This is a genomic window from Grimontia marina, assembly GCF_900060185.1.
GTDB classification, from domain to species: Bacteria; Pseudomonadota; Gammaproteobacteria; order Enterobacterales; family Vibrionaceae; genus Enterovibrio; species Enterovibrio marinus.
The window spans coordinates 49,479-68,507 of record NZ_FIZY01000004.1 but is presented as its reverse complement, the minus strand read 5'-3'; the positions used below and the strand labels follow the sequence as shown (position 1 = coordinate 68,507).

General features: G+C 50.1%; 21 protein-coding genes and 1 other RNA gene. 17 read left to right on the top strand and 5 right to left on the bottom strand.

Features of this window, described 5'->3' with window-relative positions:
- Positions 1-49 precede the first annotated feature (49 nt).
- The 3 genes from pyrG (at position 50) to GMA8713_RS03395 (ending at position 4,110) form a co-directional block, all read left to right on the top strand.
- Entirely contained in the window at positions 50-1,684 is a 1,635-nt protein-coding gene (gene pyrG / locus GMA8713_RS03405; RefSeq protein WP_062705705.1) for a CTP synthase, read from the top strand.
- A gap of 79 nt (positions 1,685-1,763) precedes the next feature.
- Positions 1,764-3,065, top strand: coding sequence for a phosphopyruvate hydratase (gene eno, locus GMA8713_RS03400; RefSeq protein ID WP_002537562.1), 1,302 nt, complete (start codon positions 1,764-1,766; stop codon positions 3,063-3,065).
- A gap of 283 nt (positions 3,066-3,348) precedes the next feature.
- Entirely contained in the window at positions 3,349-4,110 is a 762-nt protein-coding gene (locus GMA8713_RS03395) for an IS5 family transposase (RefSeq protein WP_062705703.1), read from the top strand.
- A 49-nt stretch (positions 4,111-4,159) separates the two neighbouring features.
- On the opposite strand, the gene GMA8713_RS03390 is transcribed toward GMA8713_RS03395, so the two are convergent.
- Genes GMA8713_RS03390 through GMA8713_RS03380 form a run of 3 tightly spaced genes read right to left on the bottom strand, consistent with a single transcriptional unit; the run spans position 4,160 to position 7,170 of the window.
- A complete protein-coding gene (locus tag GMA8713_RS03390) occupies positions 4,160-5,371 on the bottom strand; it encodes an FAD-dependent 2-octaprenylphenol hydroxylase (RefSeq protein WP_062705701.1) in 1,212 nt (403 codons plus the stop codon).
- Positions 5,371-6,573: a 2-octaprenyl-6-methoxyphenyl hydroxylase gene (gene ubiH / locus GMA8713_RS03385; RefSeq protein WP_062705699.1), complete on the bottom strand. Its 1,203-nt coding sequence runs from the start codon at positions 6,571-6,573 to the stop codon at positions 5,371-5,373. The genes GMA8713_RS03390 and ubiH overlap by 1 nt, the downstream gene beginning before the upstream one ends.
- A 27-nt stretch (positions 6,574-6,600) precedes the next feature.
- Positions 6,601-7,170: a YecA/YgfB family protein gene (locus GMA8713_RS03380; protein WP_062705697.1), complete on the bottom strand. Its 570-nt coding sequence runs from the start codon at positions 7,168-7,170 to the stop codon at positions 6,601-6,603.
- Between the two features lie 272 nt (positions 7,171-7,442).
- Between GMA8713_RS03380 and zapA the strand changes: the two genes are divergently transcribed.
- From zapA to serA, 5 genes are all read left to right on the top strand, one after another.
- Complete coding sequence (gene zapA, locus GMA8713_RS03375; protein WP_062705695.1) at positions 7,443-7,754, top strand: cell division protein ZapA; 312 nt, start codon at positions 7,443-7,445, stop codon at positions 7,752-7,754.
- Positions 7,755-7,769: 15 nt separating this feature from the next.
- A non-coding RNA gene (gene ssrS, locus GMA8713_RS03370) (6S RNA) lies at positions 7,770-7,952 on the top strand.
- A gap of 29 nt (positions 7,953-7,981) precedes the next feature.
- Entirely contained in the window at positions 7,982-8,584 is a 603-nt protein-coding gene (locus GMA8713_RS03365) for a 5-formyltetrahydrofolate cyclo-ligase (protein ID WP_046303739.1), read from the top strand.
- Between the two features lie 116 nt (positions 8,585-8,700).
- Complete coding sequence (rpiA, locus tag GMA8713_RS03360) at positions 8,701-9,354, top strand: ribose-5-phosphate isomerase RpiA (protein ID WP_002537571.1); 654 nt, start codon at positions 8,701-8,703, stop codon at positions 9,352-9,354.
- A 273-nt stretch (positions 9,355-9,627) separates the two neighbouring features.
- On the top strand, positions 9,628-10,857 hold the full coding sequence (serA, locus tag GMA8713_RS03355) for a phosphoglycerate dehydrogenase (protein WP_002537572.1): 1,230 nt from the start codon (positions 9,628-9,630) through the stop codon (positions 10,855-10,857).
- Between the two features lie 97 nt (positions 10,858-10,954).
- Here serA and GMA8713_RS03350 read toward each other — a convergent pair whose 3' ends face one another.
- Together GMA8713_RS03350 and GMA8713_RS03345 are read right to left on the bottom strand one after the other, a co-directional pair.
- Positions 10,955-11,653 carry an oxidative stress defense protein gene (locus GMA8713_RS03350; protein ID WP_046303737.1) on the bottom strand — a complete coding sequence of 233 codons (699 nt, stop codon included), beginning with the start codon at positions 11,651-11,653 and terminating at the stop codon, positions 10,955-10,957.
- Positions 11,654-11,716: 63 nt separating this feature from the next.
- Entirely contained in the window at positions 11,717-12,634 is a 918-nt protein-coding gene (locus tag GMA8713_RS03345; RefSeq protein ID WP_062705693.1) for a LysR family transcriptional regulator ArgP, read from the bottom strand.
- Between the two features lie 110 nt (positions 12,635-12,744).
- Between GMA8713_RS03345 and GMA8713_RS03340 the strand changes: the two genes are divergently transcribed.
- From GMA8713_RS03340 to nlpD, 9 genes are all read left to right on the top strand, one after another.
- Positions 12,745-13,380: a LysE/ArgO family amino acid transporter gene (locus tag GMA8713_RS03340; RefSeq protein ID WP_062705691.1), complete on the top strand. Its 636-nt coding sequence runs from the start codon at positions 12,745-12,747 to the stop codon at positions 13,378-13,380.
- The gene (locus GMA8713_RS03335) at positions 13,381-13,872 is read left to right on the top strand and encodes a YbaK/EbsC family protein (RefSeq protein WP_062705689.1); all 492 of its coding nucleotides are present in this window, start codon (positions 13,381-13,383) and stop codon (positions 13,870-13,872) included.
- Positions 13,873-14,072: 200 nt separating this feature from the next.
- A complete protein-coding gene (ftsB, locus tag GMA8713_RS03330; RefSeq protein WP_002537577.1) occupies positions 14,073-14,345 on the top strand; it encodes a cell division protein FtsB in 273 nt (90 codons plus the stop codon).
- 27 nt (positions 14,346-14,372) lie between these two features.
- Positions 14,373-15,107, top strand: a complete 735-nt coding sequence (gene ispD / locus GMA8713_RS03325) for a 2-C-methyl-D-erythritol 4-phosphate cytidylyltransferase (RefSeq protein ID WP_062705687.1) — start codon at positions 14,373-14,375, stop codon at positions 15,105-15,107.
- Between the two features lie 16 nt (positions 15,108-15,123).
- Positions 15,124-15,609, top strand: coding sequence for a 2-C-methyl-D-erythritol 2,4-cyclodiphosphate synthase (ispF, locus tag GMA8713_RS03320; RefSeq protein WP_062705685.1), 486 nt, complete (start codon positions 15,124-15,126; stop codon positions 15,607-15,609).
- Positions 15,602-16,660 carry a tRNA pseudouridine(13) synthase TruD gene (gene truD / locus GMA8713_RS03315; protein ID WP_062705682.1) on the top strand — a complete coding sequence of 353 codons (1,059 nt, stop codon included), beginning with the start codon at positions 15,602-15,604 and terminating at the stop codon, positions 16,658-16,660. The genes ispF and truD overlap by 8 nt, the downstream gene beginning before the upstream one ends.
- Positions 16,641-17,387, top strand: a complete 747-nt coding sequence (gene surE, locus GMA8713_RS03310) for a 5'/3'-nucleotidase SurE (protein ID WP_062705680.1) — start codon at positions 16,641-16,643, stop codon at positions 17,385-17,387. The genes truD and surE overlap by 20 nt, the downstream gene beginning before the upstream one ends.
- Before the next feature lie 15 nt (positions 17,388-17,402).
- Positions 17,403-18,023, top strand: a complete 621-nt coding sequence (locus tag GMA8713_RS03305) for a protein-L-isoaspartate(D-aspartate) O-methyltransferase (protein WP_062705678.1) — start codon at positions 17,403-17,405, stop codon at positions 18,021-18,023.
- Positions 18,024-18,033: 10 nt separating this feature from the next.
- Entirely contained in the window at positions 18,034-18,993 is a 960-nt protein-coding gene (gene nlpD / locus GMA8713_RS03300; RefSeq protein WP_157515461.1) for a murein hydrolase activator NlpD, read from the top strand.
- Positions 18,994-19,029 lie beyond the last annotated feature (36 nt).

Below are 19,029 nucleotides of genomic sequence, written 5' to 3'. Positions count from 1 at the left end.
CCGTCCAGATTTCCAATAATTTCCCCTAAATCCAACTCTCAGGTTTAGCATGACAACGAATTACATTTTTGTTACGGGCGGGGTGGTTTCCTCCCTAGGTAAGGGTATTGCAGCAGCGTCATTGGCGGCAATTCTAGAAGCACGTGGTCTTAAAGTGACCATGATGAAGCTTGACCCTTACATCAACGTGGACCCGGGCACCATGAGCCCAACCCAGCACGGTGAAGTATTCGTTACGGAAGACGGTGCCGAGACTGACCTGGATTTGGGTCACTATGAGCGTTTCATCCGTACCAAGATGACCAAACGCAACAACTTTACGTCGGGCCGTGTATACGCCGACGTACTGCGCAAAGAGCGCCGCGGCGACTACTTGGGTGCGACCATTCAGGTTATTCCACACATCACCAACTCTATTAAAGAACGCGTGCTTGCTGGTGGCGAAGGCCACGACGTTGCTATCGTTGAAGTCGGTGGCACCGTAGGTGATATCGAATCACTGCCGTTCCTTGAAGCTATCCGTCAATTGGCGGTAGAACTGGGTCGCGAGCGTGCGATGTTCATGCACCTGACGCTGGTTCCTTATCTGGCCGCAGCCGGTGAAGTGAAAACCAAACCAACCCAACACTCAGTCAAAGAACTGCTGTCTATCGGTATTCAGCCAGACATCCTGGTTTGCCGTAGTGATCGTGTGATTCCTGCGAACGAGCGCTCTAAGATTGCGCTGTTCTGTAACGTTCAGGAAAAAGCAGTGATTTCGATGAAGGACGTAGATTCCATCTACAAGATCCCTTCACTGATCCGTTCTCAAGGTCTTGATGACCTGATTTGTACTCGTTTCGGCATCACAGCGCCAGACGCTGATCTGTCTGAATGGGAACAAGTTATTTTTGAAGAAGCGAACCCAACCGGTGAAGTGACTATCGGTATGGTTGGCAAATACATCGAACTCCCAGACGCATACAAGTCTGTAAACGAAGCACTGAAACACGGTGGCCTGAAAAACCGTCTGACGGTGAACATCAAGTATGTTGACTCTCAAGACGTAGAAACAAAAGGCGACGAAGCACTGCAAGGTCTGGACGCGATTCTTGTTCCGGGTGGCTTCGGTGACCGTGGTGTGGAAGGCAAGATTCTGGCAGCAAAATACGCTCGCGAAAACAAAGTGCCATACCTTGGCATCTGTCTGGGCATGCAGGTTGCGCTGATTGAATACGCGCGCAACGTTGCAGGCATGGAAGGCGCTAACTCTACCGAATTCGACAAGGGCAGTAAGTTCCCTGTTGTTGGCCTGATCACCGAGTGGGTGGATGGCGAAGGTAAAGTTGAAGAGCGTACTGAAAAATCAGATTTGGGCGGCACCATGCGTCTTGGTGCGCAGCTGTGTCACCTAAAAGAAGGTACTAAAGCACGTGATCTGTACGGCAACGCGACGATTCACGAGCGTCACCGTCACCGTTATGAAGTGAACAACGTGCTGCGTCCGCAGATTGAAGAAGCGGGTCTGGTTGTATCTGGCCTGTCTGCGGATAAAAAGCTGGTTGAAATCATCGAAAACCCTGCGCACCCATGGTTTGTGGCGTGCCAGTTCCACCCTGAATTTACCTCTACTCCACGCGATGGCCACCCTCTGTTTGAAGGCTTCGTGGCAGCGGCAGGTAAAAATCAGCGTGGTGAGCTGTAACTGAAAAAAGGAAGCGGTCGCGAAGGTTGTGCGGCCGCTTTTCGCATTCTTAAGCTATTGACATACGAGAGGAAACACAATGTCTAAGATCGTTAAAGTTCTGGGCCGTGAAATCATTGACTCACGCGGTAACCCAACTGTAGAAGCAGAAGTTCACCTGGAAGGTGGTTTCGTAGGTATGGCAGCTGCTCCATCTGGCGCATCTACCGGTTCTCGCGAAGCACTGGAACTGCGTGACGGCGACAAAGCACGTTTCCTGGGTAAAGGCGTTCTGAAAGCAGTTGATGCAGTAAACGGCGCAATTGCTAACGCTCTTGAAGGTAAAGACGCGAAAAACCAAGCAGAAATCGACCAGATCATGATCGATCTGGACGGTACTGAGAACAAATCTAAGTTCGGTGCAAACGCAATCCTGGCTGTTTCTCTGGCGAACGCAAAAGCAGCAGCTGCTGCGAAAGGCATGCCACTGTACGAGCACATTGCTGAGCTGAACGGCACTGCTGGCGTATTCTCTATGCCTCTGCCAATGATGAACATCATCAACGGTGGTGAGCACGCAGACAACAACGTTGATATCCAAGAGTTCATGATTCAGCCAGTTGGCGCTGCAACTCTGAAAGAAGCAGTTCGCATGGGCGCGGAAGTATTCCACAACCTGGCGAAAGTACTGAAGTCTAAAGGCTACAACACTGCAGTTGGTGACGAAGGTGGTTTCGCGCCTAACCTGAAATCTAACGCAGAAGCACTGGAAGTTATCGCAGAAGCAGTTGCAGCAGCTGGCTACGAGCTGGGCAAAGACATCACTCTGGCGATGGACTGTGCAGCATCTGAGTTCTTCGACAAAGAAGCTGGCATCTACAACATGAAAGGCGAAGGCAAAACCTTCACTTCAGAAGAGTTCAACCACTACCTGGCTGGCCTGGTAGATCAGTTCCCAATCGTTTCTATCGAAGACGGTCTGGACGAGTCTGATTGGGATGGCTTCAAGCACCAAACAGAACTGCTGGGCGGCAAAATCCAGCTGGTTGGTGACGACCTGTTCGTAACTAACACTAAGATCCTGGCTCAAGGTATCGAGAAAGGCGTAGCTAACTCTATCCTGATCAAGTTCAACCAGATCGGTTCTCTGACTGAAACTCTGGCTGCAATCAAGATGGCTAAAGACGCAGGCTACACTGCTGTTATCTCTCACCGTTCAGGTGAAACTGAAGACGCAACTATCGCTGACCTGGCGGTAGGTACTGCGGCTGGCCAAATCAAGACTGGTTCTATGAGCCGTTCTGACCGTGTTGCTAAGTACAACCAACTGATTCGTATCGAAGAAGCACTGGCTGGCAAAGCACCTTACAACGGTCTGAAAGAAGTTAAAGGCCAAGCGTAATCGCCTATCCTTAACGGATTTAGATTGAAGACGGCGCCGAAAGGCGCCGTTTTTTTATGAGGTTAGGACAGAAGGTCCTAGGAGAAGAGCAGGGCCTTGTGCCTAGGAAGAGCAGGATCGGGGAAATGAAAATGCTCAGTGCCGTTTTGTCGTTTCACAATGGTATGAATTCTATTTCAAGGACCTAGGACCTAGGGGCTGTTGATCTTTGGTGGTTAAATTTTGAGCAGCACGCTAAGGGGTTATAATCTCTTTCGCCAAAAACAAACAACAACCCCAAAGCATGCCAAGAACAATCTTAACTGACTCAAGATGGGAACTGCTACTGAAAGCAATGAAAAGTACAGGGCGCATCTATGATAAGTCTGAGCACAGAATGACCTTTGAAGGAATACTTTATCGTATGAGGACCGGTATTCCTTGGCGAGATTTACCGTCCGAGTTTGGGGAATGGAGCACCGTCTACAGGCGCTTCAATCTTTGGTCAAAGAAAGGGATATTAAATCATCTTTTCAGTCAGTTATCGCAGATGGCTGACTTTGAATGGGTCTTTCTTGATGGCTCAATAGTCAGAGCGCATCAGCACAGTACCGGAGCGGCGAGCAGCGCGACCGAGCAAATCGGTAAGAGTCGAGGCGGTAATACAACCAAGATTCATCTGGCTGTAGACAGTGGAGGTTTACCCATCTGCTTTGACTTATCCGAAGGGCAACGAAATGACATTGTTCATGCGGAAAGCCTTGTTGAACAGCTTGAAGAAATAAACACCGTCATCTGCGATAAAGGTTATGACAGTAAAGCTTTTCGAGACTTTGTGCGACGCAAAGGAGGGAAAACTGTCATCGCCAAGCGTAATTGCGGGCAAGACATCAGCAAAGATACGATGGATTGGTGCTTATATAAGTATCGGCATTTAGTCGAGAATGCCTTTGCCAGAATCAAGCATTATCGTGCTATTTCAAGTAGATATGACAAATTAGAAAGGAATTATGCCAGCATGGTATCGCTGGCATTCATGCTTATGTGGTTACCAATGTATTGCTGATTAAAAAATGAACACCAAAGATCAACAGCCCCTAGGACCTTGAATAAACCTACTTCTTCGCCAGTTTTGGCAAATCACCTGTCAGCCCAAGCGCCCGCTTAATAAACTGGGTTTTGATACCCGGGAGTGTGGCGGCTGCCATCAGGCCAATACCACGAATGAGTTTCTTCGCCGGGTTTTCACCCGCAAACAAATCGCGGAACCCTTGCATTGCCGCAATCATTTGCGCAGCTTCAGCTTTACGCCAGCGTTCGAAAGCACGGAGGTTGGTTTTTTCACCAATGTCTTTGCCTTCGTCACTTAAGCGGATCAGCTCTTGTGCCAGCGTCGCGGCATCCAAGAGGCCCAGGTTTACGCCTTGACCTGCCAGCGGATGAATGGTGTGCGCGGCATCGCCAATTAGGGCAACGCGCTCGACCACGAAATCTCTCGCGTAGCGCATTTTCAGTGGAAAGGCCGCACGTTCACCTTCAACCGAGCAAAGGCCAAGACGAAGATCGAAAGCAGCGCTTAGTGCTTTGTTGAACTCACCTTCAGGCATGGAGCAACGTGCATCGGCATTTTCCGGTGATTGCGACCAAACGATCGAACTTAGGTTCGGATCAGACAGTGGCAGGAAAGCCAGCGGACCATCCGGGGTGAAAATCTGGCGTGCGACACCATCATGTGGCTCTTCGGTCCGGATATTGGCGACCAGTGCACTATGTCCATAATCCCAATGGGTTAATGGGATCGATAGCTGGTTGCGTACCCAGGAGTTCGCGCCGTCAGCGCCGACCACGAGTTTCGCGGTAATGGCGCTGCCCGATTCGAGGGTTAGCCAGGCTTCTGTCTCACCAAACATCATGTTGGCGCAGCGGTCTGGGCAGAATAGGGTGACGTTCTGTTGCTGCTTTACGCGCTCAAACAGTGCCAGCTGAATAACGCGGTTTTCAACGATATAACCGAGGTTGGGTTGACCCAAGTCCATCGCATCAAAATCAATCGCGGCGAAGCTGTCTTGTTCCCATACCGACATTTTTTGATATGGACTTGAGCGTCGGGATTGAATGCCTTCCCACGCGCCGACGTTTTTCAGAATACGCTCACTGGCGCGGCTCAACGCAGACACACGAAGGTCGGGCAAGGGAGCGAGTTCTGGCTCCGGCATTTTGCCTTCGATGATCGCGATGCGAAGATCGCTGTCTGCCAGTGCAGCAGCGAGTGTCAGGCCAACCATGCCACCGCCGATAATGGCGATGTCTACATTTGTCATTTTCATTATCGTTCTACCAAGCCCATTGCACGTTGCAGCAATGGTGCTTTCAATTCGCTAAAGACCGACATCGCTGCCAGCCCCAGGTTTCGTCCCAGAATCAGTGGTGCTGTGGTGTTGGAGAAGCCGTGAACCAAACCTGATGTCATGGCAACTGTCGTATCGCGGTCTGGTTCGCGTCGTGCGAGGTATGATTGAAGCACAGGTATTTGACCACAATCTTTGCCATCAACGTGCGCTTTGGCGATTTCTTCAGCCAGCGATACCACATCGCGAAGGCCAAGGTTAAAGCCTTGTCCGGCAATGGGGTGAAGCGTTTGTGCCGCATTCCCGACTGCGGCAAAGCGGTGACTGATAAGACGGGTTGCCTGACGCAGAATCAACGGATAGCTGCCACGCTGACCAACATGCAGTAGTCTTCCCAAGCGCCATCCGAAAGCCTGTTGCAGTGCTTGTGCGAACTCGTCGTCAGACATCGACAGCATAGCCGGCGCTTCGTGAGGTTTGACGCACCATACCAGCGAGCTTCTGCCTTCAGACATAGGCAATAAGGCGACAGGGCCGGTCTCGGTAAAACGTTCGAAGGCACGGCCTTGATGCGCAAGTTCTGTGGTGACATTCGCTATCAGCGCAATCTGTTCAAAGTCATGCTCATGGCGTTCAATCCCCACCAAATCGCAGCAAGATGATAGCGCGCCGTCTGCGGCAACAACCAGCTTGGCTGTCAGCGCTTTTCCATGATTGAGCGTCAAAGTGACGCTGTCGACTTCACGTTTGATATCAGTGACAAAAGCCGGGCAAAACAAGGTGATGTTTTTGGCTTTACCCAATGCTTGGTGAAAAATGCGCCCAGCGTCGGCAAGCTCAATCACATTGCCGAGGTAATCCAGACCTTCTTCATGGGCATTCATCTCGGTCAGGCCAAAGTGGCCGCGGTCGGAGACATGGATTTTGCTGATTGGGGTGGCAAATGGCGATAAGGTTTTCCACACGCCGATGTTATCGAGCAACTGGCAACTGCCATAGGAAAGGGCAATGCTTCGGGCATCATAACCTGGGTGGCTGTTGTCCGGAATGGCGGCTTCCACGACCGCTACGGACAAGCCTGCCTGTGTTAGTTGCTCAATGGCCAATGCCAAAGTGGCACCTGCCATTGCGCCACCGGCAATGACGACATCAAAATTTTGTGTTGATGGCTCAGCATCCATTCTGCGTCAGTCTCCGACAGTGATCTGTTAGTGGAGGGTTGGTTTTTCTTCAGTCTGTGGCTTGATGCCAAGCTCGGCATGAAGCGTCATTGCGCAGACGCGGACGTGCTCGATGACTTGTTCGAAAAGCAATGCCTGCTCTTCCATATCGTCGTCCTCATCAATGCCAAGCTGTGCAATTTCCGTCAGGTCTGCCAGTACCTCTTTCGAGTCATCAGACAGTTTGCCTGCAGTGATACCGACTAAACCAATACCTGCGATAAAAGCACTTACCCACTCAGACAGCGCATCACCGCGATCAAGCAAGGATTCATTTTCATCCGGCAACAGCACTTCGAAATCCATCTGACCACCAGTGAGTTGCTGGCTCGCCAGACTAACGCTGGTTGCCGCCAGTGTTTTCGACTCATGTGGCCAGCCTGCACCATCATTGGTGTAGTCATAAAGCATCGGCATCCAGTTACCCAGCTCAGGGTCTAGTCCACCGCACAACATTCCCGCCAGAAGGCCATGCATTTCTGCTGGCGTTACGGCCAGAGAGTCAGCACGAAGCGTGGAAACCATGTTGCTGTATTCAGGTAAAGTTACTTGGGTCACGGGGTCACCTTGGGTACCGAAATTGTCTTGTCCGTATACTACCAGTTAGTCCTAAGTCACTGAACCTCTCTTCACGATAGAAGAAAGCAAAAGCGAGAATCAGGTTCACGATAGCTCTGATTTTCATCACATTGACGACTTTTCGTCTGCTTAGTCCGTCGAGAGACAATACACGATAGGATAGACTTGAAGTTTAATCTGCCATTTTCTATAGTTTGCGCCCGTGACGTCAGGGTGCGACACCGCGCTTTGAAGGGAGCTCAGAAAAGAATATGACTACGCAAGCTGTTGAAATTCAGATCCTTGGCAAAATAATGCGTGTTAACTGTCCGGCAGGTCAGGAACAAGCGCTGAAAGAAGCGGCAGACGACTTTGATCAACGGTTGCACGAATTGTCTGAGCGCACTAAAGTAACGAATACAGAGCAACTGCTCACTATCGCGGCCCTGAATATCTGCTACGAATTGCGTGCAGAAAGACAGCAAAACACCGACGATAAGAATGATATGGAACAGCGCATTGTGCTGTTGCAGCAAACGATTGAAGAGGCGTTGTTAAAATACAGCGCGTCGAAGGAAGCGTAAGCCTTCCGAACCAGTTTGACCCTGGAGTGTGCGTCAGCGGATCCGCGTCCCTGAGCCGATAAGCACATCTAAGGGTGGGATGTTACATGCTTTTGAGCAGGCTCGGCTTGTACCGAGAAGCCTACGGTATGTTCTTCTCATCCGCCTTGAACCGCAGGGTTCAAGGGCAAAAGATCCCAACGGCACTCCGGGGCCAATCCCCATTAGCTTTGCGGCAAGGACAGCCGATGCAAGCGAACACTTCTTCTCTTCGCAATGAACTGCGAAAAGCGACCCGAGCCAAAAGGCAATCCCTGACCGATGACGAGCAGCGTCATGCGGCGACAAACCTTTCTTCCCATTTTCAGCAAGCTGACAGCATCCTCAACGCTCAGCGAATTGCGCTTTATTTGTCAGTAGATGGTGAGCTGGATACCCAGCCTCTGATTGAGCATTGCTGGCGAGAGGGGAAAGATGTTTATTTGCCGGTGATTCATCCTTTCAGCAAAGGGCATTTGCTGTTCCTGCACTATCATCCTAAGTCCACCTTGGTACCAAACCGCTACGGTATTCTAGAGCCGAAGCTTAGCGTGCTTGATGTATTGCCTGCACAGCAACTTGATGCGATTTGTACACCGCTTGTGGCGTTCGATAAAAGCGGGCAGCGCCTGGGTATGGGCGGCGGGTATTACGATCGCACACTGGCACCTTGGTATGAATCAGGACGGGGAGCAAAACCCGTTGGTATCGCTCATGATTGCCAGCAGGTTGATGACCTTCCTGTTGAAGCGTGGGATGTGCCTTTACCAGAGATTTTGACGCCATCTAGGCATTGGAAGTGGGCGATCTAACCTGATCTGTATCGATCCCGAATAACGGGATCTGCGTTTATAAAAATCTGCCCGCTCCAAAATCAGATCTGTATAATCGGCGTCGCGAATTACCCCTATTTACCCAGGAGATCCTCATGACTCAGGATGAAATGAAAAAAGCGGCTGGTTGGGCTGCGTTGGAATACGTGACCAAAGGCAGCATCGTTGGTGTTGGCACTGGATCCACCGTTAATCACTTCATCGATGCCCTCGAAACCATGAAAGAGCAAATCAAAGGTGCAGTGTCGAGTTCAGTTGCATCTACCGAGCGTCTGGAGAAGATTGGCATTCCGGTCTTTGATGCAAACGAAGTGGCGAGTCTGGACATTTATGTTGATGGTGCGGATGAGATAAATCCAAACAACGAAATGATCAAAGGCGGTGGTGCTGCACTGACGCGAGAAAAAATCGTGGCGGCGATCTCCGAGAAATTTATCTGTATCATCGACGACAGCAAGAAAGTGGATGTGATGGGTCAATTCCCTCTGCCAGTGGAAGTGATCCCAATGGCGCGTTCTTACGTGGCGCGTGAACTGGTTAAACTGGGCGGCGATCCTTGCTACCGCGAAGGTTGTATCACCGATAATGGCAACGTGATTCTGGACGTGCACAACCTGCAAATCACCAATGCCAAAGAACTGGAAGACAAGATCAACGCGATTGCGGGCGTAGTGACTGTTGGCCTGTTTGCAAACCGTGGCGCAGATGTAGTGCTGGAAGGTACTGCAAACGGTGTAGTAAAAAGCTAAAAACAGTTAAGCGTTAATGGGTTAACACTTCAGTTTTTTTGAAGCAAAAGCCAAACGTTTGCGTATAAGTAACTCAATAAGTTAGCGGTGCCTTCATGGCGCCGTTTTTTTTCGCACTTATTACGTAATATTCTTACCCATGCAAATAAATTTTTGTTACCTTAGTCACTAATTGTACAAGGCCGACATAATCCTATCAAAAAGCGGCCTTTGACGTCTGGAAGACGGAAACCGAATTTAACGACAGGTTTTTTTTTAAGGATGAGAACTGCAATGGCTAAAGTGTCGCTTGAAAAAGACAAAATAAAGATCCTTCTCCTTGAAGGTGTTCACCCAACTGCACTGGAAGTTCTTCAGGGTGCAGGGTACAGCAATATTGAATATCACAAAGGCTCTCTAGCCGGTGAAGAGCTTGAAGCGGCAATTGCTGACGCGCATTTCGTGGGCATTCGTTCCCGCACCCAACTGACTGAGAAAGTGTTTGCGAAAGCGCAAAAACTGGTAGCAGTGGGTTGTTTCTGTATTGGCACCAACCAGGTTGACCTGACTGCGGCAGCGAAGCGCGGTATCCCAGTATTTAACGCACCTTTCTCAAACACCCGTAGTGTTGCCGAACTGGTTCTTGGCGAGATTCTTCTTCTGCTTCGTGGCATTCCAGCGAAGAACGCTATGGCTCACCGCGGTGAGTGGATGAAGTCAGCGGACCGTTCGTTCGAAGCACGTGGCAAAAACCTGGGTATCATTGGTTACGGTCACATCGGTACCCAACTGGGTATTCTGGCGGAAAACCTGGGTATGCGTGTTTTCTTCTACGACATTGAAAACAAGCTTTCACTGGGTAATGCGACGCAAGTGGCGTCAATGTCAGAGCTTCTGAACAAGAGTGACGTGATCACCCTTCACGTGCCGGAAACCGACTCAACCCAAGACATGATGGGTAGCGAAGAGTTTGCGCGCATGAAGCCGGGCGCGATCTTCATCAACGCCGCGCGCGGTACAGTGGTTGATATCGATGCGCTGTGTGGCGCATTGGAAAGCGGTCACATTGGCGGTGCGGCAGTAGACGTATTCCCAACAGAGCCGAAAACCAACAGCGACCCATTTACTTCTCCGCTGCAAGCGTTTGATAACGTGATCCTGACACCACACATCGGTGGTTCAACTCAGGAAGCACAGGAAAATATCGGCATCGAAGTGGCTGGTAAGATGGTGAAGTACTCAGACAATGGTTCAACCCTGTCTTCTGTGAACTTCCCAGAAGTATCGTTGCCTGAGCACACTGGCACGTCGCGCCTGCTGCACATTCACCAGAACAAGCCAGGTATCCTGACCAAAATCAATACCATCTTCGCAGAAGAAAGTATCAACATTGCTGGTCAGTACCTGCAAACCAATTCCGAGTACGGTTACGTTGTGATCGACGTCGAAACCGAGCACTCTGAAAAAGCATTGGAGAAACTCAAAGCGATCGAAGGTACCCTTCGCGCTCGTATACTCCATTGATTGACGATTTGTTCCCCCTAACAAATGTCTATCCCAGAAAGGAAAATGGCCGCAATAGCGGCCATTTTTCTATTTATGGTTTGCTAACGACAGGCATTTATTCCCCTAACGCATAAACCACTTCCACCTGATCACGGATAGTGATTTCTGCGTCATCGTAGCTTGATGCAACACTGGACGCCTCTGCCATTCGCATCATGGTTGGGCGAACCGGCGTCGATGTCATGTAGCGGATTTCCCAAACGCCTGCGAGTGTTTCACCAAAGCCTTTTGCCAATGACTCTGCTTTAGCTTTTGCATCGGCAATGGCTGCCATGCGCGCTTTTTCTTTGAGCTCAGCTTCTTTACTCGAAGAAAAGCTGATGCCATTCACGCGATTGAGGCCATCGGCCAATGCGCCATCCAGCACACGGTTAAGCCGGGACAGATCACTCACGGTCACCGTCACGTTTCGTGTGGCGCGGTAGCCGTTCAATTTTGGCTCGCTGTTTTTCGGATAACTGTACTGAGGCTGAAGGTTAAGATTGGCGCTTTCGATATCTTTACGCGCAATCCCCATTTTCTCCAATCGTTCCAAAAGCGTAGCCACCGCATCATCAGATGCCTTTTTGGCAGCTTGGGCAGACGTGCGGGTAAGTGAGACGGCAACGTCCACGGTGGCGGTGTCCGGCTGGGCGACAACTTCACCAACTCCCATGGTTTCCAGATGCGGGAAATCCGGTGTAGCGGCTGAAACAAACGGTGAAGACAGCGCAATGGCTGCACCAACTAACGAAGCAATAAGGTGTTTTTTCATGGTCTGGGTTCCATGTTGTTTTTTGAAGTTATATGGCTATGACTCCGGCAAGGCGGAAATAATTCACACTGTGCGGGATATTTTTCCTTCGCCGAAAGTCTTTCGCGCATAATTTAAGCAGGCTGATGACATCTCCGCCAATACGCCACTTTCCGTCGCGAAATGGTGCCAGTATAGGTGGCGGATCACACCATCGCCTGGACAAAGATCGATAAGCTCACCGGATGTCAGTTCTGGCTCAATTTGCAGACGGGGTATCAGGCAATACGCCACACCTAGTTTGGCCATTTTGACGAAAGCCTCAGACGAGCGAACCATATGGCTACGCCAGCCGGGAGTGGGCAGTTGAAAACGTTCAGACACAAACTGAGTGTGCATATCATCGAAACGGTCAAACACCACAGCAGGAGCGCGACTCACCGCTTCTGCGTTCAAGCCATCTGGAAAGTAGGTGGCTTTGAAGGCTGGGGTGCAAACGCAAAGGTACTCCATCACCCCCAAAGATTCCGCCACACAGCCTTTCAGTGGTGTGGCTTCATTGCTAACCGCAACAACGGCTTCGCCTGATCGAAGGCGATTCAGCGTGCGGCTCTCATCATCGACGATCAGGTTGATTTCGAGTGTCTGCGCTTTCATTAACGGGGAAAGAGCTGGCAGCAGCCAGGTCGCCAGGCTGTCTGCATTGGTGGCGATAGGTACAGTAATAGGACCTGCCAGCCCTTCGGGTGTCAGCTCTGGCAGCATTTCCTTTTCAAGCAGTTGAACACGTCGGTGAAGGCCAAGCAGCTTTTTACCAATGGCGGTGGGTTGCGGAGGCGTTTCGCGAATCAATACGGGCTGTGCAACCAAAGTTTCCAGCTGTTTGATTCGCTGGGAAACGGCCGATTGGGTGATGAAAAGCGCTTCTGCTGCTTTATCAAAGCCGCCGTTGGCGATGACTGCATCCAGTGCATCCAGCCAGCGGTAATCTAATCCCTTCATCTACGTCTCATCAGTTTTGCTTATCTGTGATTAAAATTATTAGTTTTACTTACGTTTGTCACCCCTCTAATTTGTGCCTCAGCAATATTGAGGGATGTGGAGACAAAGTGATGAGTAGCAGTGTTTTATTACAAGGGTTTGGTTTAGGGCTCAGTATGATCATTCCGATTGGTGCGCAGAATGCGTTTGTCCTCAATCAAGGGATCCGCCGTCATCATCATGTTGCGACGGCGACACTTTGCTTTCTCTGCGACTTTGCTTTGATTGCCCTCGGCGTTTTTGGCGGTGGTGCAATGCTTTCCAGTAATGAAACCTTGCTGAGTGTCGTGACACTGGGAGGTATTGCCTTTCTGCTGACCTACGCTTACCAATCGCTTAAACGTGCTTGGATTGGCGAAGAGGAAAGTGCCGAGTCGGAGGGAGAAAATACGGGTAAAGGACTCATGGCGGTATTGATTGGCGCTGCGGCAGTGACTTTGCTAAACCCTCACGTGTATTTAGACACCGTTGTGGTACTAGGCTCAATTGGTGGTCAGTTTGAACCTGCACAGCGAACCGCCTTTGCAGTCGGCACTATGCTGGCATCTATGGTCTGGTTTTATGGTATTGCATTGGGCGCTGCGAAAATGTCGCCAGTGCTTTCCAAGCCTAATGTGCGGAAAACCATTGATATTCTGGTTGCTGGCATGATGGTTTATGTAGCATTTCTTTTGATGCAAAAATGGATGATGGGCCTGGAGGGATAAATGGCGCAGACGTTGGATGAAATTCTGCAAAAGAATATCAGTTTGATGACGCAGTGTGGTGTGAGCTATCAAGAGTGGCAACATGAACCCATCCTCGATTTTGCCACTGATGACATCGTCGGCAAGCGTCTGGGTTGGACAGCAACACCCACTAAAAGCTTACTCCTCAACTTTAAGAAGGGCGGTCATGCGCTTTTGCTGACGCATCGTGATGCGAGATTGGATGGTAAGAAAATCAAAGCGCTGGTGGGGCAAAGACCTTCCATTGCCTCAGACGAAGAGATGATAGAAAGTCTTGGCTGTGTACCCGGGGCGGTTTGCCCGTTTGGTATGCCAGACCATATCCCCTTGATAGTCGATAGCGCGTTGTTTGAATTTGAATCTTTGATGTACACACCGGGTCCACCGGAATATACCTTTGCGTTTGCAGCGAGAGACCTCTCTACCTTGCTGGGGGCGCTTCCCAATCCGGTTTATCACCTCAACGCCTGACCATTCTCCTGTCACTTATTTACGAAAAGCCCGCAATTCGCCGTTCTGTCGCTGGCATTGCTGGTGTGACAGGGGCGAATGTGGGATTATTACGGCTATTCTTTATGTAAGTGCCCACTGAGCCTAGACTTTGTGGGTTATGTTCTGTGTTTGGCGATGAATGCCAGACGGGTTTTGTTGAGTGTGGGGAGGAAAATTCAATGCGAATGCTGACAGTCTTGCTGTTCGTATTGTTTGGATGGCTCCAGTATCACCTTTGGTGGGGCAAGAACGGGGTAGACGATTACCTTGCAGTGACCGCCGTTGCTGATTCTGTTGCTCAAGCCAACGATAAACTCCACCAACGTAACCAGCAAATGTACGCAGAAATAGCAGATCTCAAACGTGGGCAAGAAGCGATTGAAGAACGCGCCCGCAACGAACTGGGCATGATCAAGCCGGGAGAAACTTTCTTCCGGGTTGTCAGCGATTAGCCCTCTCGCCTTTTTAAGTAGAGAAACATGAATACCCCGGCCAGTGAAGAAACCTTAAGCTTGCCGCAATCTGTCGCGCCTGAAGTGGTCGCGATTGTCCCTGCGGCAGGAGTAGGAAAGCGTATGCGCGCGGACCTGCCGAAACAATACCTCACCATCGAAGATAAAACGCTGCTTGAACACACGGTGCATTACCTGCTGGAGCACCCAAGCATCAATAAAGTCGTGATTGCGATTGGTGAAGAGGATGGATATTTCCATTCAACATCCCTTGGCAGTGATAAGCGTGTTGTGGTGACAACTGGTGGCAAAGAGCGCGCAGACTCCGTCTTGGCTGGCCTTCGCACAACTGATGCGGAATGGGTGATGGTACATGATGCTGCCCGGCCTTGTGTCAGACATCAGGACATCGATGCACTGATTGCTGAGGCGATTAGTCACACCCATGGCGCTATTCTAGCCTGTCCGGTGCGAGACACCATGAAGCGCGGCACGGGCGACAACAAGATTGAAACCACAGTGTGCCGTGAGCAACTCTGGCATGCCTTAACGCCACAAATGTTTAAGCGTGAGCAGTTACTGAATGCATTAGAAACCGCATTGGATAAATCGTTGGCAGTGACTGATGAAGCCTCCGCGATTGAGCTTGCCGGTGGCGCACCTAAGCTGGTTTCTGGACATGCAGACAACATCAAGGTGACGCAGCCCGAAGATCTCGCGCTCGCCACCTTTTTCCTGGCCCAACGCAATAGCGGCCAGTGATAAGTGAGGAAGAAACATGATTCGTATTGGACACGGTTTTGACGTACACAAGTTTGGCGGTGAAGGCCCAGTGATCATTGGCGGTGTGAAAGTACCTTATGAGCAAGGACTGGTCGCGCACTCCGATGGTGATGTGGCGCTGCACGCAGTGTGTGATGCTCTGCTTGGCGCAATTGCGGCTGGCGATATTGGCCGTCACTTCCCTGATACCGACGCTGAGTGGGAAGGGGCTGACAGCCGTTTTCTCCTACGCGATGTTTACGCCAAAGTGAAAGCAAAAGGCTATGTGATTGGTAACCTGGATGTCACCATCATGGCGCAAGCGCCGAAAATGGCACCGCATATTGATGCTATGTGTTCGGCGATTGCCCAGGATCTGGAAACGGATGTCAGCAACGTGAATGTGAAAGCGACAACCACCGAACGACTGGGGTTCACCGGCCGCAAAGAAGGCATCGCCTGTGAGGCTGTGGTGATCATCCGTAAGGATTCCAATGACTGATGTAATGAACGCACTGGCTTACTTGCATGGTCAGCCAGCAGCAACTGGCCGCCTAAAGGCCAAGGCCGAAGATTTCTTCGTTAGCGAAACTCTTGATTTCACGCCTGCCGGACACGGTGAGCATTTTCTGGTACGTATCCGCAAGATTGGCGAGAACACTAAATACGTTGCCAATGAGCTGGCTAAAGCGTGTGGTGTTAAATCCCGTGATGTGAGCTGGGCTGGTCTGAAAGATCGCCACGCAGTGACGGAACAATGGTTCAGTGTGCACTTGCCAGGGCAGCCAGATCCGGATTTAAGCGAGTTTGTCGCTACACATGAAGGTGTTGATGCCATTTTGGACACTGCCCGTCACGACAAAAAACTGCGCCCGGGTGATCTGATTGGTAACCGCTTCAAGTTAGTGATCACAGAATTTGACGGTGATGACGCAATTGAAGCACGCCTTGCCGACATTCGCGACCAAGGTGTACCAAACTACTTTGGCAGCCAGCGATTTGGTCGTAATGGCAACAACGTGACGTCAGCGCGCGATTGGGGTCAGGATAAATTCCGCGTACGTGATAAGAGCAAACGCAGCTTCTACCTGTCTGCAGCTCGATCATTCCTGTTCAACCAAGTGTTGTCTGCGCGGATCGAAAAGCAACTTTGCCATACGCCAATGTTGGGCGACTTACTGATCGACGACAAAGAGCAGGTCCAACTGGTGGAAGACGTCGCCTCTGCGGAAGCACAGTTGCAAAACCACGAATGGCAAATCTCCGGCCCAATGACCGGTGACAATGCACTGCCTACTCAAGGTGAGGCGCAGCAGTTTGAACAGGATATCGTAGATACTGAACCACATCTTCTGGCGGTGATTCGCAGTAACCGCATGCGTCATGAGCGTCGCCCATTGCTGCTCTATCCTCAACAGATGAGCTGGCAACGTAAAGGTGACACATTAACGATTGAGTTCTCTCTTCCTGCAGGATGTTTTGCGACAGCGGTGATGCGAGAAGTCATGGTAGACAAATCAGAGGGAGAATCAGATGCACATTTTGATCAGTAATGATGATGGCGTGTTTGCTGCCGGCATCAATGTACTGGCGGAAGTGTTGTCTGAGATTGCTACAGTGACCGTTGTAGCCCCGGATAGAAACCGCTCCGGCGCTTCTAACTCCCTGACGCTGGAAAACCCGCTTCGCCTGCGCGAAGTGGGTGACAGCCGTTATGCTGTGCAGGGCACACCAACCGACAGTGTTCATGTCGCGTTGAATGCATTGGTGAAAGATAAAGTGGATTTTGTCATTACGGGGATCAATCACGGCGCTAATCTCGGTGATGATGTATTGTATTCAGGCACAGTTGCTGCAGCAACTGAAGGCTTTTTCATGGGTGTGCCTGCGATAGCTGTCTCCCTTTGTGGTACCACATATTTTCATACTGCCGCTCAGGTGGTAAAAAAAGTGGTACTCAACGACAAAGATAAGCCACTGCCGCGTAACCGATTGTTAAACATCAATGTTCCTGATGTTCCAATAGAGGATATTAAGGGGTGGCAGGTGACAAGGTTGGGTGCGCGTCACCGTGCAGAAGACATGATTGAGGATAGAGATCCTCGTGGTCATGCTATTTATTGGATTGGTCCTCCGGGAGCAAAACAAGATGCCGGGCCAGGTACTGACTTCTATGCCGTTGAAAATAATTGTGTCTCTTTGACACCACTTCAGGTCGATCTGACAGCGCATGATACGATCGACACTCTGAATCTTTGGGTTACAAACGCAACGAAATAATAAAGGGTGGCATTAGTGAATTACTCGCATTCACTTATTCAACTACTTCGCCAACAGGGTATATCAGATCAATGTGTGCTTGAGGCAATCGGACGCTTGCCCAGACATCTTTTCGTTTCAGAGGCAATGGCTCATCAAGCCTATGACAACAATGCGTTGCCGATTGGCCATGGGCAGACTATTTCTCAGCCCTATATCGTTGCGAAAATGACGGAGCTTCTCGGTCTTAAACATGACAGTCGTGTTCTGGAAGTGGGAACCGGTTCGGGGTTTCAGACGTGCGTGCTAGCGCAACTGGTTGAGCATGTTTATTCCGTGGAGCGAATTAAGCAGCTCCAAATGGTCGCAAAGCGCCGTTTTAAACAGTTTGAGCTGTATAACATATCTACAAAACATGGAGATGGATGGCAAGGCTGGAGAAGTAAAGGTCCTTTTGATGCCATTATTGTGACAGCCGCAGCGGCGAGTATGCCAAAGATATTGATGGAACAGCTTGGTGATGGCGGATCTATGATTGTGCCTGTCGGCGAGAACGATCAAACGCTATATCATGTCACGCGTCATGGTGACGAATTTGAATCAAAAGCCATTGAAGCGGTTCGATTTGTTCCTCTTGTGGCTGGTGATTTAGCATAGGTAACTTTGGGTGGTAATGGTTTCAATTCAGTTGAAAATTTTATTATTTCTCTCTGTGTTGGGATTATTGTCTGCTTGCTCAGTGACCAGCCCAGCCCCCGTCTCTAGTGTAGGTCCTGATTACGGGGAGATTGAACGAGGCAGTTACCGAGGTAGCTATTATGAGGTGAAGAAGGGCGATACCTTGTACTATATCGCGTACATCACGGACCGTGACGTTAACGATATTATTTCCGCTAATAACCTCGATGCTCCGTATACTATCTTCCCTGGCCAGAAGCTGAATCTGTGGCGCGAAAAGTACGTGCCACCATCTTACGGAAAGAAAGATACCGGTGCGGGCGCGGCAGTCGTTGTCGCAGCGACATCCGGAGTTGCAACAGCACCCGCTGTCGTTGCAACGAAACCGCCTGTTTCAGGATCATCTGCTAAGCCCAAGCAAGATAATCCAAAAACCGCTTCGCAAAATAAGTCGGCTTCTTCTTCTCAAAATAAGAAAAATGTTGAACAGCAAAAAGTGAAGGAATACAATCAGCGTGTAACAAAAAATAAACCAACTGTTGATAAATCCGCTAACAAGCCGTCAGGTAAGCCCGAAACCATTAGGTGGCAATGGCCTTCTAACGGGCGAGTCATCTCCGGATTCTCTAGCACGGAGCTGGGAAACAAAGGGATAGATATTGCGGGCAAACGCGGTCAAAGCATCGATGCTTCTGCAGATGGAAAAGTGGTTTATGCGGGCAACGCGCTTAGAGGGTACGGCAATTTAATCATTATTAAACATAACGATGATTATCTTAGTGCCTACGCGCACAATGACCGCATCTTTGTTTCGGAACGTCAGAATGTCAAAAAGGGGCAAAAAATAGCCTCAATGGGCAGCTCTGGTACAAACAGTGTACGGTTGCACTTCGAGATTCGCTATAAAGGAAAGTCGGTGAACCCGTTAAGGTATTTGCCGAAACGGTAATCCGAGGCAGATCTTGCTGTACTGTCTAGCTGCTAC